The sequence below is a fragment of the Ectothiorhodospira marina genome, from assembly GCF_900109495.1.
Taxonomy (GTDB): domain Bacteria; phylum Pseudomonadota; class Gammaproteobacteria; order Ectothiorhodospirales; family Ectothiorhodospiraceae; genus Ectothiorhodospira; species Ectothiorhodospira marina.
The window spans coordinates 474,631-488,453 of the sequence record NZ_FOAA01000001.1 but is presented as its reverse complement, the minus strand read 5'-3'; the positions used below and the strand labels follow the sequence as shown (position 1 = coordinate 488,453).

General features: G+C 62.3%; 12 protein-coding genes. 5 read left to right on the top strand and 7 right to left on the bottom strand.

Annotated elements, in window-relative coordinates:
* The first annotated feature begins 1 nt into the window (after window position 1).
* Complete coding sequence (locus BMY52_RS02240; RefSeq protein ID WP_090250276.1) at window positions 2-301, top strand: DUF3240 family protein; 300 nt, start codon at window positions 2-4, stop codon at window positions 299-301.
* A 99-nt stretch (window positions 302-400) separates the two neighbouring features.
* Complete coding sequence (locus tag BMY52_RS02235) at window positions 401-844, top strand: hypothetical protein (RefSeq protein WP_143050403.1); 444 nt, start codon at window positions 401-403, stop codon at window positions 842-844.
* 80 nt (window positions 845-924) lie between these two features.
* On the opposite strand, the gene cysN is transcribed toward BMY52_RS02235, so the two are convergent.
* The 4 genes from cysN to BMY52_RS02215 all read right to left on the bottom strand — a co-directional run bounded on the left by cysN (window position 925) and on the right by BMY52_RS02215 (window position 5,340).
* On the bottom strand, window positions 925-2,829 hold the full coding sequence (cysN, locus tag BMY52_RS02230; protein ID WP_090250270.1) for a sulfate adenylyltransferase subunit CysN: 1,905 nt from the start codon (window positions 2,827-2,829) through the stop codon (window positions 925-927).
* The gene (gene cysD, locus BMY52_RS02225) at window positions 2,829-3,731 is read right to left on the bottom strand and encodes a sulfate adenylyltransferase subunit CysD (protein WP_090250268.1); all 903 of its coding nucleotides are present in this window, start codon (window positions 3,729-3,731) and stop codon (window positions 2,829-2,831) included. The genes cysN and cysD overlap by 1 nt, the downstream gene beginning before the upstream one ends.
* Window positions 3,728-4,546: a helix-turn-helix domain-containing protein gene (locus BMY52_RS02220; protein WP_177169807.1), complete on the bottom strand. Its 819-nt coding sequence runs from the start codon at window positions 4,544-4,546 to the stop codon at window positions 3,728-3,730. Before BMY52_RS02220 ends, cysD begins: the two co-directional genes overlap by 4 nt.
* A 146-nt stretch (window positions 4,547-4,692) precedes the next feature.
* Window positions 4,693-5,340 carry a TetR/AcrR family transcriptional regulator gene (locus BMY52_RS02215; RefSeq protein WP_090250263.1) on the bottom strand — a complete coding sequence of 216 codons (648 nt, stop codon included), beginning with the start codon at window positions 5,338-5,340 and terminating at the stop codon, window positions 4,693-4,695.
* Between the two features lie 234 nt (window positions 5,341-5,574).
* Here BMY52_RS02215 and BMY52_RS02210 point away from each other — a divergent pair, with 234 nt between their 5' ends.
* The 3 genes from BMY52_RS02210 to BMY52_RS02200 all read left to right on the top strand — a co-directional run bounded on the left by BMY52_RS02210 (window position 5,575) and on the right by BMY52_RS02200 (window position 11,312).
* Window positions 5,575-6,711: an efflux RND transporter periplasmic adaptor subunit gene (locus BMY52_RS02210; RefSeq protein ID WP_090250260.1), complete on the top strand. Its 1,137-nt coding sequence runs from the start codon at window positions 5,575-5,577 to the stop codon at window positions 6,709-6,711.
* Window positions 6,712-6,786: 75 nt separating this feature from the next.
* The gene (locus BMY52_RS02205; protein WP_090250258.1) at window positions 6,787-9,918 is read left to right on the top strand and encodes an efflux RND transporter permease subunit; all 3,132 of its coding nucleotides are present in this window, start codon (window positions 6,787-6,789) and stop codon (window positions 9,916-9,918) included.
* Window positions 9,919-10,055: 137 nt separating this feature from the next.
* A complete protein-coding gene (locus BMY52_RS02200; RefSeq protein ID WP_090250254.1) occupies window positions 10,056-11,312 on the top strand; it encodes an MgtC/SapB family protein in 1,257 nt (418 codons plus the stop codon).
* A 21-nt stretch (window positions 11,313-11,333) separates the two neighbouring features.
* On the opposite strand, the gene phnE is transcribed toward BMY52_RS02200, so the two are convergent.
* From phnE to phnD, 3 genes are read right to left on the bottom strand one after another with little or no spacing between them, the layout of a single operon-like run.
* On the bottom strand, window positions 11,334-12,125 hold the full coding sequence (gene phnE / locus BMY52_RS02195; protein WP_090250251.1) for a phosphonate ABC transporter, permease protein PhnE: 792 nt from the start codon (window positions 12,123-12,125) through the stop codon (window positions 11,334-11,336).
* A complete protein-coding gene (locus BMY52_RS02190; RefSeq protein WP_218140375.1) occupies window positions 12,122-12,931 on the bottom strand; it encodes a phosphonate ABC transporter ATP-binding protein in 810 nt (269 codons plus the stop codon). Before BMY52_RS02190 ends, phnE begins: the two co-directional genes overlap by 4 nt.
* Window positions 12,928-13,812: a phosphate/phosphite/phosphonate ABC transporter substrate-binding protein gene (phnD, locus tag BMY52_RS02185; protein WP_090250246.1), complete on the bottom strand. Its 885-nt coding sequence runs from the start codon at window positions 13,810-13,812 to the stop codon at window positions 12,928-12,930. The genes BMY52_RS02190 and phnD overlap by 4 nt, the downstream gene beginning before the upstream one ends.
* Between the last annotated feature and the right edge of the window lie 11 nt (window positions 13,813-13,823).

Below are 13,823 nucleotides of genomic sequence, written 5' to 3'. Positions count from 1 at the left end.
GATGACGTATCAGTTGCTCTATCTGGTCATGCCCCCCCAGACCGCCGATCTGGTCACGGAATGGCTGCTGGATCGCCCCGATGTCCCTGGCTTTACCAGTGTGCCCGCGGCCGGACATGGCTCATCGGAACACTCCATGACGGTGGCGGAACAGGTGGCGGGTTACACGGCGAAGACCCTGTTACTCATCCACCTGCCCCCTGAGGCCAGCCAATCGGTACTGGACGATCTTGGCAAGGACTTTTCCGGCAGCGGCATTCATCACTGGCGCGTACCGGTCATGGACCAAGGGCGCCTCTAGGTCCGTTAATCCACCCGCGCAGATCGATCCACACCCCCTTCACGCGTGTGGTGAATGTCTAAAATACCCATCATGCATCCCCACAAGAGGTCCATACACATGAAAGGCAGACACTGGTTGTTCCCCGCCCTTACCGGCTTCATCCTCGTCACACTGTTGTCGGCATGCAGCCTGCAACCCGAGCAGGGTTCACACACCACGCTGGAAGTTGAAACCATCGACTCAACGGATTACGCGTTCGGTCCCGTTCAGGTCATACAGGAAGGAAAAGGCCTGCAAGTGAAAGGTTCCATCACCCATGGAATCGGTGGCCCCAGGGACATCCCCGGGGCCATTCATATCGAGGTGTATTCCCAGGAGGGTCAACTGCTGGCCGAAACCGATACCCACCCGATGCCCATCCATCGTCAGGCAAGGCCGGCACAGTTTGGCCTCTGGGTGCCGGTGCGCATCAATCGCCAGGCCCGAACTGCCCAGTTTGACACCTGGCTACCGGTGGAACCGGGGCTCGGCGATCGGGTCCACGTCAGCCATCGCCTCTAGCCCTATGGGCTCCTGCAACGATGATATGACCCGACGCCAGCTCAACCCACCCAGGACAGGGCCACTCACGCCACAGCACACTAGCCGATCAACTGCCGCTCCCGCAGCAACGCGATGACCGCATCGGCCGCCTCCTCGGTGCTCAGCTTTGCCGCCTGAAGATGTAGCTCCGGGTCCTCCGGGGCCTCGTAGGCAGAGTCGATGCCGGTGAAGTTCTTCAGTTCACCCCGGCGGGCCTTCTTGTAAAGGCCCTTCGGGTCACGCTCCTCGGCCACCTCCAGGGGGGTATCGACAAAGATCTCGATGAACTCACCCTCCTCCATCAGATCCCGCGCCATCCGGCGCTCACTGCGAAACGGCGAGATGAAGGCCGTCAGCACGATCAGGCCGGCGTCCACCATCAGCCGGGCCACCTCCGCCACCCGGCGGATGTTCTCCACCCGGTCGGCATCGGTAAAGCCCAGGTCCCGGTTGAGACCGTGGCGCACGTTGTCACCGTCCAGCAGGTAGGTGTGCTGGCCGGCAGCGTGCAGTTTCTTCTCCACTCGATTGGCAATGGTGGACTTGCCCGCCCCGGAAAGCCCGGTGAACCAGAGTAAGACGGGTTTCTGCCCCTTGGCGATCCCCCGCGCCTGCTTGTCGATGTCCACGTGCTGCATGTGAATGTTCTGGCTGCGGCGCAGGGCAAAGTGCAGCATGCCGGCGCCCACGGTGTTGTTGGTCATCCGGTCGATCAGGATATAACCGCCCGTATCCGCATTCTCCTGATAGGGATCGAAGGCCACCGGCTTGCTCAGACTCAGGGTACACACGCCAATGCCATTGAGATCGAGCTGTCTGGCCGCCGCGTGCTCCAGGGTGTTGACGTTCACCTGATACTTGATCTGGCTCACCGTGGCCGACACCGACTGCGTACCCAGCTTCATCAGATAGGGACGCCCCGGCAGCAGGGGCTGGTCGTGCATCCACACCAGGGTGGTCTCGAACTGATCGGCCGTCTCGGCGGGGGCATCCACACCGGAGATCACATCGCCGCGGGAGATATCGATCTCATCCTCCAGCAGCAAGGTCACCGATTGTCCGGCAATGGCCTGTTCCAGATCGCCATCGTAGGTAAAAATCCGCTTGATGTGGCTGGTCTTGCCCGAGGGCTGCACGCGGATGGCATCACCGGGCTTCACGGTGCCGCTGGCGATCAGCCCGGTGAAGCCGCGAAAATCCAGATGGGGCCGATTCACCCACTGCACCGGCATGCGGAAGGGGGTGTGCTGCAGGCGTTCCTCGTCCACCTCCACCGTTTCCAGATAGCCCATCAGAGTGGGTCCGTGATACCAGGGCATGTGATGACCGTGCTCGATGACATTATCGCCCTTGAGCGCCGACAGGGGGATGAAGGTCATGTCCTCCAGACCCAGTTGTTTGGCGAAGGCGCGGTACTCATCCACAATCTGGTCAAAGCGTGCCTTCGAGTAGTCCACCAGGTCCATCTTGTTGATGGCCACCACGATGTGCCGAATGCCGATCAGCGACATCAGAAAGCTGTGGCGGCGAGTCTGGGTGAGGATGCCGTGGCGGGCGTCCACCATCAGGATGGCGGCATCGGCGGTGGACGCCCCGGTCACCATGTTACGGGTGTACTGCTCATGGCCGGGCGTGTCGGCGACGATGAACTTGCGCTTGTCGGTGGAAAAGAAGCGGTAGGCCACGTCGATGGTGATGCCCTGCTCGCGCTCGGCGGCCAGACCATCCACCAACAGGGCAAAATCCATTTCCTCGCCCTGGGTGCCGTACTTTTTCGAGTCTGCCTCAATGGCAGCCAGTTGATCCTCGAACAGCAGTTTGGATTCGAACAGCAGCCGCCCGATCAAGGTGCTCTTGCCATCATCCACGCTGCCGCAGGTGATGAAACGCAGCAGGCCCTTGTGCTCATGGGCCTTCAGGTAGCCCTCGATATCCCCGGCGATCATGTCGGATGCGTGTGCCATCAGAAGTACCCTTCCTGCTTTTTCTTTTCCATGGAGGCGGCGCTGTCATGGTCGATGACGCGGCCCTGGCGTTCAGACGTCCTGGTGAGGAGCATTTCCTGGATGATCGCCGGCAAGGTGTCGGCCTCGGATTCAATGGCCCCCGTGAGCGGGTAGCAGCCCAGCGTACGGAATCGCACCTTGCGCATCATGGGCACCTCGCCCGGTTCCAGCGGCATGCGGTCATCGTCCACCATGATCAGCGCGCCGTCACGCTCCACCACCGGGCGCTCGGCGGCGTAGTAAAGCGGCACGATGGGAATCTCCTGGAGGTAGATGTACTGCCAGATATCCAGCTCGGTCCAGTTGGAGAGCGGGAACACGCGGATCGACTCCCCCTTGTGCTTGCGGGTGTTGTAGAGCCGCCATAGCTCCGGGCGCTGGTTCTTCGGGTCCCAGCGGTGCTGGGCGGTCCGGAAGGAGAACATCCGCTCCTTGGCGCGGGACTTCTCCTCATCCCGGCGCGCCCCGCCAAAGGCGGCATCAAAGCCATATTCATTCAGTGCCTGCTTGAGACCCTCGGTCTTCATCACATCGGTATGGATGGCGGAGCCGTGGGTGAAGGGGTTGATGTCCTTCTCCACCCCTTCCGGGTTGATGTGCACCAGCAGGTCCATGCCCATCTCCCGGGCCATGTTGTCCCGAAATGCGTACATGGCGCGAAACTTCCAGCGGGTATCCACGTGCAGCAACGGGAAGGGGGGCGGTGCCGGGGCAAAGGCCTTACGCGCCAGGTGCAGCATCACCGCACTGTCCTTGCCCACCGAGTAGAGCATCACGGGGTTCTCGGTCTCGGCGACCACCTCGCGCATGATGTGGATGCTCTCGGCTTCCAGCTTTTGTAGATGGGTGAGTGATGTCATGGCATTGGCCTGTCTGGAAAGGTCGATCTGGCCCCGTGACCGGGGGGGACATTGATCAGATAGAAATCCGGATGTACCTCCAGCCACCGGCGAATATCGGGGCTAGCCTGGAAATATGCGCCTTGGAACACCAGTGCTGTCGGCCTGCCAGGCAGCAGGTCGTGCAACCGCTGGAAGAGCGTCATATAGTCATCTGCCGCCGGTGGTGCCCACAGGCAACGGGTGTGAAGCACCCCCCGCTTGCCGTGCAGATAGAGCTGATAACGGGGCCAAACAGAGTCCGGCGCAGACTGCGACCTGATCACCCTCACGCCCCCCTGCCAGATGCCTCCGCCGGCCTTGCGCACCGCCTCCAGCACCGGCTGTACTTGCTGGCGATACCAACGGCCAGCGCTGCTGCGTTGCCGCACCAGGGCTGTCAGCGCCAGTGGCTCGGGCTTGAGGTCACGGGCCTCCAGCCAGTGCTCGACGGCACGAGCCGAGACCGGACGCCCCGCCTCGCTCAGTGCATCGGCCAGCCCACGACTGCTCCATGCCGGCTCGCCGGAATCGGGGAGCATGGTCAGCTTCGCGCCCAGCACCTGTTGAGCGGCGGCATCGAGTGTGCCCCCCTGCCCCGTCTTGCGCCCCCGCGGGCGCACTGGCACCGCCGTCCAGCCCCCTTCCCGGAAGGCCTTCCAGGCTGCAGACACGGTGGGCGCAGAAAGCCCGGCTCGGGTGGCGGTCTCAGCAACGGTGTGGCCATCCAGGCGTAGCCGCACGGCTTCAAGGCGGCGCTCATTCAGCACTTCGGGCGATAAATGTTTAGTGGACAACAAACAGTTAAACCTTTGTTTTATTTTATTTTAAAAATAAAAACGAGGGATTCTCACCCAGCCCAATCAAGCCACATCATAAAAGTACCGTCAGAATCTCACAAGCCCAGCAAACTGGGGGGGGGGTCAATATGAGAGCGGCATGATCATTCGCTCTCCCGCAGCATCCTGGCCCCCTGAAGAAACAACGACAGGGCCTGCTGCAGGGCCCGTTCGCGCTCGACCTCATCCGGGGGATGACCAAAAAGCAGGCGATAGTAGAATGGGGCGCGGGTCATATCGATGAACTGACAGGCCGCCATGTCACAATCAAGGGAGCGCAGCCGCCCCTTCTCCACCTGCGTGCGCAGGTAGTCCGCCAGCAGTCGCTGGCCACGCCGTGGCCCGGCGTCATGGAAAAACTGCTGGATGCGCTCCCGGTCCTCGCCCCTCTCCGAGACCACCAGGCGAAAGATCTCCACGGCATGCGCCTCCACCAATCGGGACTGAATGTGTCGCCCGTAAGCCAGGAGCGTGGCCTCCAGATCGTCGGTCCACATCCCCTCGACCTCGAAGGGGGCAAAGACCACCTCCGTGCGCTGCGCGATCATTGCCTCGAAGAGACCAAGCTTGTTACCGAAGAGTCGATACAGGGTGCTGAGGGAACCTCCCGCACGGCGTACAATCTCATTGACACTGGCCCCTGCGTAGCCTTGCTCCATGAAGACTTCAGCAGCGACATCCAGCAGTCTTTGACGGCGGGCCTCCCCGCGCTGGGTGCGGCAGGGGGTTGGAGTTTTGAAACATGATGGCATCGACGGCCTCGGTCGATCGGCGTGAAATGAATGCCCCTGTCATAAACGGTACGGGCGCTTGAAAGTGTAGCGTACGCTACGCTATCGTGAGGCTCTTCTCGGTACAAGGATCCGGCCACCTCCTCCTTGCGCCGCCCTGGAACATCCCCCCACCCCAGACCCGAAGGTTCGTGCCTGGGGTGGGTTCTGACATCCCCGAGCCGGCTGGACCGGCCCGTAAGATCGGTGAATCCCATGTCGATGACGATGCGCGCCCTGTTCAGCCCCCTCGGCCTCGCGGCCCTGCTGGCCCTGCCGACCCTCTCGTTCGCCGCACCTGATGGCAGCCCACCGCCGACGGTTCCGATCATCACCGTGCAACCGGCCCCTGCGGCGGTGTACAAGACCTACACAGGCCGCACCGAGGCGCATCGCCACGTGGAAGTGCGCGCCCAGGTCAATGGCATCCTGGAAGAGAGATCGTATGTGGAGGGCGCGCGGGTAGAGTCCGGTGACCCGCTGTTTCGCATCGATGCACGGCCCTATCGGGCAGCGGTCAACCAGGCAGAGGCGGACCTGGTCGCAGCCCGCGCGACCCTCTCGGCAGCCCAACGGGATTGGGAGCGCATCCGTTCTCTCTACGAGCGCAACGTTGCCAGCGAGAAGGCCTGGAATGATGCGCGCTCAGCCCTGGAGAAGGCCCAGGCCGAAGTAGAGGTGGCTCAGGCCAAGCTGGAGGCCGCGCAAATTGATCTGGACTACACCTCTGTCGACGCACCCATCGCGGGTGTCGCGGGTCTGCGGGCTGTCTCGGTGGGCAATCTGGTGGGCAACGGTGACCGGCTGGTCACCATCCAGGAGGTCAATCCCATCCAGGTGGTCCTCTCCATGCCCGTGAATGATCCCTTCGCCGATGCCCCCGCACTGAATCCCTCTCCCAGCCGTCCCATCCCGGCTGAATTGGCCGATGCGATTGATTCGGAGGGAAACCCCCTGACCGGAAAGCTGGACTATCGGGCCGCTGACATCGACCGGCGCACCAATGCCATCCGCCTGCGAGGGATATTCGACAACCCCGGCAACGTACTGCGCCCCAACGAGTATGTTCGGGTGCGCCTGAAGGTGGCCGAACCCCAGGATGCCCTCGTGATCCCGCAGACAGCCATCACCAGCGGCCCTCGGCCCAATTCCACGGCCGTCTTTGTTGTGGACGAAGAAGATCATGCCCGTCTGCAGGTGGTGGAACTGGGACCGGACACCCCTGAAGGCGTGATTGTCCGCTCGGGGCTCGAGGCAGGAGACCGGGTGATCACGGACGGCCTGATCAATGTCCGCCCCGATGCCCAGGTGACGCCGCAGCAACCGAACGGGGAAGACGCGTCGGCGGACTGATCATCCCACCGTCCCGCCTGCCCGAACCCCGATTCTGCCTGCCCTTTCCTGAAGAAAGCGGCCTGGAGCCCAGCGATGTTTTCCAAATTCTTCATCAATCGTCCCATCTTTTCCACGGTGCTGGCGATCGTCATCATGATCGCCGGCGGCGCGGCCTTCACGGCCCTGCCGGTGGAGCAGTACCCGCAGATCGTGCCGCCGGAAGTGGAGGTCCAGGCCACCTATCCAGGCGCCGACGCCGGCACCATTGCCGAGTCAGTGGCCGCGCCCCTCGAGCAGGCCATCAACGGCGTGGACAACATGCTCTACATGCAGTCGGGCAGTTCTGACGCAGGCAGCATGAACCTGACGGTGACCTTCGCCAACGACGCCGACCCAAACCAGGCCACCATCGACGTCAATAACCGGGTGCAACAGGCCGTCGCCCAGCTGCCCCAGGCAGTGCGTGACCAGGGCATCATCGTGAACAAGAAGAGTAGTTCCCTGCTCATGGTGGTCACCCTGCTCTCGGAGAACGAGCAGTTCGACACCAAGTTCCTCAGCAACTATGGCTTGATCAACATCATCGACGCCCTCAAGCGCGTGGAAGGGGTGGGTGACGCCAACCTGTTCGGGGCGCAGGACTACTCCATCCGCGTGTGGTTCGACCCCGCGCGGCTGGCCCATTTCGACCTCACTCCCGACGATGTAGCCCAGGCCATCAGCGAGCAGAACGCCCAGTTCGCCGCCGGGAAATTCAACGCTGCCCCCAATGCCTCGGGTGAGGCCTTCACCTACACCATCTCCCCCGAGGGCCGTTTCAGCCAGGTAGAAGAATTTCAGAACATCATCCTCGGGGCCTCCGAGGATGGGGGCACCCTGCGCCTGAAGGACGTGGCCGAGGTGGAACTGGGAAGCAAGCGCTACGGCTTCAACGCCACCTATAACGGCATGCCCACGGTGCCGATCGGCCTGTACCTGGCCCCCGGTGCCAATGCCCTGGAAACGGTGGACCAGGTACGCGCCACCATGGCGGATCTGGCCCAGCAATTCCCCGGCGACATGGACTACCGCGTCCCACTGGACACCACCGATTTCGTGCGCATTTCCATCAAGGAGGTGCTCAAGACCTTCGCTGAGGCACTGATCCTGGTGGTTCTGGTGATCTTTATCTTCCTGCAAAAGCCTCGTGCCACCCTGGCGCCTCTGGTCGCCATCCCCGTGGCCCTGATTGGTGCCCTGGCAGGGCTGTACCTCACCGGGATGTCCATCAACCTGCTTACCCTCTTTGGCCTCGTCCTGGCCATCGGCATCGTGGTGGACGATGCCATCATCGTCATCGAGAACGTGGAACGCATCATGCGCGAGGAGGGCCTGGGAGCACGGGATGCCTCCATCAAGGCCATGGAACAGGTCACGGGGCCCATTGTCGCCACCACGCTCGTCCTCCTGGCCGTGTTCATCCCGGTGGCCTTCGTGCCGGGATTGGCCGGGGAAATGTACCGCCAGTTCGCCGTGGCCCTGTCGGTATCCGTGGTGCTCTCGGCAGTCGTTGCCCTCACTCTGACGCCATCCATGACAGCCCTGCTCCTGGCCAACCACAAGGAGAAGGAACCGATCCTGCCCTTCCGGCTCTTCAACCGGGGCTTCGACTCCCTGCGCACGGGCTACCTGGGCGCGGTGCGCTTCTTTCTCAGGGCCTGGCCGGTGGGCCTGGCGATCTTCGTGGTCGTGCTGATCGGCACCGTACTCTTTTTCCGCGCCACCCCGTCGGGACTGGTGCCGGACGAGGATCCCGGCTACTTCATTTCCGTGATCAACATGGCCCCCAGCACCAGCCTGGAACGCACCGTGCAGGTGCGTGATGAGTACTCCAGTCTGGTAAGGGAGAACCCGGACGTCCGCATGCAGGTGGCCTTCGCCGGCTTCGACCTGCTGGCGGGCACCCAGCGTTCCTACAAGGGTGTGGCCTTCACGCGGCTCAATGACTGGTCCGAACGCACCGCTCCGGACCAGAGCGTGCAGTCCATCGTGAACCAGTCCATGGGCATGGGCGCGCGCATCGAAGAGGGGCAGATCTTTGCCTTTGTCCCCCCCCCTATCCGCGGCCTGTCCACCACCGGAGGCTTTGAAGTCTATCTGCAACAACGTGGCTCGGCGGATGTGAACAGCCTGTCCCAGGCAGCCCAGGCTCTGGTGGAGGCCGCCAACCAGCGTCCCGAGCTGGCCGAGGTGCGCTCCACCTTCGTGGCCAACACGCCCAAGTACCGGATGCAGGTGGATCGGGACCAAGCCTATGCCCTGGATGTGCCCGTGGCAGCCATCTACCGCACCATGCAGGCCACCTTCGGCACACGCTACATCAACGACTTCACCCTCTTTGGACGCAATTTCCAGGTCAACATGGCGGCCAATGCGGATTACCGGGCCAACCCCGAGGATCTGGAAAACGTCTTCGTGCGCAGCAACGGCGGCGACCTGATTCCGATCAGTTCCGTGGCCAGCCTCACGCGAGTCCCTGGTGCGGACGTCATCGACCGCTTCAACATCTTCCCCTCCGCCAAGATCATGGGCAACGCGGCCCCGGGCTACTCTTCCGGGCAGGCCCTGGCGGCCCTGCAGGAGGTCACCGCCCAGACCCTGGACGGCGGCGAGTACAGCCTGGGCTGGGTCGGGTCCGCTTTCCAGGAACTCTCTTCAGGCTCGGCCGGCAGCATCGCCTTCCTGCTGGGGGTGGTCATGGTCTTCCTGATTCTGGCCGCACAGTACGAACGCTGGTCTCTGCCCCTGGCAGTGATCACCGCCATCCCGTTCGCTGTGCTGGGTGCCTTGCTGGCCATCTGGCTGAGGGGACTGAACATCGACATCTACTTCCAGGTGGGGCTGCTGGTACTCATCGCCATGTCAGCCAAAAACGCCATTCTCATGGTGGAGTTTGCCGCCAAGATGCATCAGGAAGAGGGCCTGCCCATCAAGGAAGCCGCGCTGAGGGCTGCGCGCATCCGCTTCCGCCCGGTGATCATGACCTCCATGGCCTTCATCCTGGGGGTGCTGCCCCTGGCCCTGGCCACAGGAGCCGGTGAAGGTGCGCGCAACGCCTTGGGCACGCCCATCGTGGGCGGCATGATTGTGGCCACCTACGTGGCGATCCTGTTCATTCCCATGTTCTACGAACTGGTGGAAACCGGCACCGAGCGACTGCGGAGCCTGGGGAAGAAAAAGGGTTGAGAACAACGCCAGGCCACTTCATCGACGAAGCATCAGCGAGGTTTTAAACTCGGTCGGACGTCTTGAGGCCTCCAGGGATTTCCCCTGGGGGCGGACGTGACTCTCCTTCAGGTCCTCCAAATAACGGGATAACGACCATGGAAGAACTGACGCCGTTTTACAGTCTGGGCCTGGCTCTCGCCCTGGGGCTCCTCATCGGCCTGGAACGGGGTTGGAAAGAACGCCACCTGGATGAGGGGCGCCGCGTCGCGGGGATCCGCACCTTCGCTCTGATCGGACTGCTGGGAGGTGTTTGGGGTCTATTGGCCCAGGAGGTGGGCCAGGCTGTGCTGGCAGTGGCCTTTGGTGCGCTCGCGCTGGTATTGGTGGCCGCCCATGTCATGGCTCAGGTTCGGGACCAGGACATGGGCATCACCGGCGAGATTGCCAGCTTGCTCACTTTTGCCTTCGGCGCCCTGGCGGCCCTGGGTTATCCGGCACTTGCCGCCGCTGGCGCCGTCGTCACCGCCACGCTGCTGGGCATCAAGCCGGTTCTGCATGCCTGGGTGAATCGACTGGAGGAACGCGAGTTGTTCGCCGCCTTCCAGCTACTGCTGATCTCGGTTGTCATCCTTCCCTTATTACCCAACCAAGGTTATGGCCCCTGGGAGGCACTGAACCCCTACCGGATCTGGTGGATGGTGGTCCTGATCGCTGCCATCTCCTTTGTGGGCTATTTTTCCATGAAGATCATCGGCGAACGGAAGGGCATCCTGCTCACCGGCCTGATGGCGGGACTGGCCTCCTCTACCGCCGTGACAGTGAACTTCGCCCGCATCGCCCGAAAAACCCAAGGTTCCAGTAACGTGTTGGCCGCGGGTATCCTGGTGGCCTGCGCCACCATGTTCCCGCGAATGCTGGTGGTCAGCAGCCTGTTCAGTTGGGACCTGGCGAGACAACTGCTGTTTCCGGTCCTGGCGATGATGACCCTTTCCTATGCCCTCGCGGCCCTGTGCTGGAAGTTGAGCAGCCCAACGGCACACGAGGAAAGCCCGGGACTGACCAACCCTTTCGAGTTGAAACCAGCGTTGATCTTCGCTGCCCTGCTGGCGGGCATCATCCTGCTCTCCCAGGGCCTGTCCGAACATTTTGGAGACGCGGGCATCTACACACTGGCTGCAGTATCGGGGCTGGCCGACGTGGATGCCATCACCCTGTCGCTCGCAGACATGACCGATGGGCGACTGTCCCTTGAGACCGCCACACTGGGTATCCTCATCGCCGCCTTTGTCAACTCCCTGGTCAAGGGGACCCTGGCCATGGGCATCGGCGGGTGGGCCCTGGGTTACCGGGTTGCCGGCACCTTGAGTCTTTCCGTGGGTGCCGGCCTGCTCACTTGGTGGCTGCAGTACTGATCACGGCATGGTGGTCCCCGCTCAGATCACGCGACGACGAATTGACGCAGAGACCTGCTCAAACGCGATCACCACCACCAGGATGACGAGAATGATCATGAAGGCCCGATCGTACTGGAACAGACGCATGGAGGCAGCCAGTTCGACACCGATACCGCCAGCGCCCACCAACCCCAAGGTCACTGCCGAACGGATCGCCTTCTCGACACTATAAAGACTGGTTGCGGTCATCGATGCGAAGGTCTCCGGCAGAATCGCCCCCATGACGACCGATAGCCGCCCTGCGCCCGTCGAAGCAAGCGCCTCTGACGGGCCGGGCTGAACTTCCTCAATACGTTCGGCAAAGAAGCGCGCGGCGAAGCCGATGGTGTCCAGCACGATGGCCAGCACTCCAGCCAGGGGGCCGAGACCCACGGCCACAACGAAGATCAGCGCCCAGATCAGATCAGGTATGGTGCGCAGGGTTGCGATAACCAAGCGCACGGTGGAACGAACCAGCATGTGGGGGGTGGTATTTCGAGCCGCCAGCAATGCGAACGGCACACTCAGAACCACCCCGACACTCACACCGACGATGGCGATGTTGAGGGTTTCGAGCATGGCCCAGGCCACCGCATCCAGCCCGCCGGTATCCGGCGGGAAGGCCCGGGCGAGAAAGTCACCCAGATTGCCAATGCCCCGCAAAAGCCGCTCGGGCGTCAGTTTGATCGCCACCACGCCCTGCACGAAGATCGCCAGAAAAACTGCCCATGTCGCCCACACCGTCCAGCGCGGCGCACGCCAACGCGGCGGGATGGCTGCCTGCGTATTCATGCGCTGTCCTCCAATGAGGTCTGAGCGACGGCATCCTCAAGATACAGCGCCTCCATGCGGTCCCGCGGCACCGCTTCAAACCGGGTGTCGAAATCCACTCGTCCGGCCTTGAGGCCAACGGTTCGATCACCGTATTGCTCAACCAGGCCCAGTTGGTGCAACGAGACAAGCACTGCCATGCCGTCCTCACGAGCGACCGTTACCAGCAAGTCCATAACGGCCCGACCTGCCTCGGGATCAAGGCTCGCGACTGGCTCATCGGCGATCACGACCTCAGCCTCCTGCATCAGGGCTCTTGCGATTGCCACCCGTTGCTGCTGCCCCCCGGACAGCGTGCGCGCCGGATGATCCGCCCGATCCGCCAGCCCGACACGCGCCAGGCAGTACATGGCCTTTTCTCGAAGCCTGCCCGGTGCCAGCGGTGCAAGCACGCCCAGCACCCCAAAGGGTACTCGGCCCATTGCGCCATTGAGCACGTTTTGAAAAACCGAAACATTGCCGATGATGTTGAATTGCTGGAACACCACCGCCACCCGTCGCCGTGAACGCCGCAGATCCGAACCACGCAGGCCATCCGTGCGTTCACCGGCCACCCAGACTTCTCCTGCATCGATTCGCTCCAGGCCAGTCAGGCAGCGAATAAGCGTCGACTTTCCACTGCCGTTTGCCCCCAACAGAATCGTGACCAACCCCCTATCCACGGACAGGTCCACACCCTGCAACACAACCCGTCCATCAAAGCGTTTGTGTACGCTTCTCGCCTCAAGCCCGGGCACGGCGGATGTATCCAGACACTTTGGGCTCACAGATCAATCCCTGCCGCCCGATAGGCCTCCTCGACCAGCGAGTAGTCCAAAGCGGACCGATCAAAGCGCAGGGCCGAATCGCGCTGGACGAACTTTTCATGGTTGCGGTCGGTTGCAACCAGTGCCTCCCAGAGTGCGTCGGCATGCGCTTCGAGCCTGTCGGCGAGTTGGGTTCGGCAGTCGTGTGGCAGGCTGGCACGAACCAGCACCGGATCACCCGGCAGAAGGGGGCTCTCGGCAATCACGCGATACTCGCCATCCGGATCCATCTGACGTAGCAGTTGGAGATCACGATTCCCCCCACCCATGGCCGCGACATCACCGTTGGCCAGTGCCGCAGCACGGCTGTCGCCCGCCATGATGATATCGAGATCCCTCTTTGGATCCAGTCCCGCCTTGCGCAACATCAGTATGGGCAGCAGATGACCACTGGCAGAGCCGACATCCTTGAGCGCAACACGCTTGCCGCGCAGATCTTCCAGAGAGTGAATCTCACTGTCGGCCGGCACGAAGAAACTGCTGCCATAGTGAGGCCGTTCGACGGTGAACAATATGTCTACCCCGGTTTCACGACGGAACAGGAGGTACTCCGAGGGACCGGCAAACACCAGATCAACATCACCATAGATCAGTGCATTCCCCGCCGCAGTGCGGTTAGAGAGAGAGAACAACTGAAGCTCGATCCCGGTAATCGTTTCAAAGCGCTTGGCGAAGGGGCCAAATGCATCGTGGAGGTTCCCCATCCCCTCAATACCTGTATCCGCCATCCTGAGCACGGATGGACAGTTGTCCAGCGGTTCGGACCCCGCGGTACTCTCGATGCTCAACCCGCCGCCTAACGCCAATACCATCAAGCCGTACTTGAGGTGTTTTGCGATCATATCCTGCCCTC

Coding starts and splice junctions, on each gene's coding strand:
- BMY52_RS02240 (WP_090250276.1), top strand. CDS start 2: ATGACGTATCAGTTGCTCTATCTGGTCATGCCCCCCCAGACCGCCGAT.
- cysD (WP_090250268.1), bottom strand. CDS start 3,731: ATGACATCACTCACCCATCTACAAAAGCTGGAAGCCGAGAGCATCCAC.
- BMY52_RS02235 (WP_143050403.1), top strand. CDS start 401: ATGAAAGGCAGACACTGGTTGTTCCCCGCCCTTACCGGCTTCATCCTC.
- BMY52_RS02215 (WP_090250263.1), bottom strand. CDS start 5,340: ATGCCATCATGTTTCAAAACTCCAACCCCCTGCCGCACCCAGCGCGGG.
- BMY52_RS02210 (WP_090250260.1), top strand. CDS start 5,575: ATGTCGATGACGATGCGCGCCCTGTTCAGCCCCCTCGGCCTCGCGGCC.
- BMY52_RS02205 (WP_090250258.1), top strand. CDS start 6,787: ATGTTTTCCAAATTCTTCATCAATCGTCCCATCTTTTCCACGGTGCTG.
- cysN (WP_090250270.1), bottom strand. CDS start 2,829: ATGGCACACGCATCCGACATGATCGCCGGGGATATCGAGGGCTACCTG.
- BMY52_RS02200 (WP_090250254.1), top strand. CDS start 10,056: ATGGAAGAACTGACGCCGTTTTACAGTCTGGGCCTGGCTCTCGCCCTG.
- phnD (WP_090250246.1), bottom strand. CDS start 13,812: ATGATCGCAAAACACCTCAAGTACGGCTTGATGGTATTGGCGTTAGGC.
- phnE (WP_090250251.1), bottom strand. CDS start 12,125: ATGAATACGCAGGCAGCCATCCCGCCGCGTTGGCGTGCGCCGCGCTGG.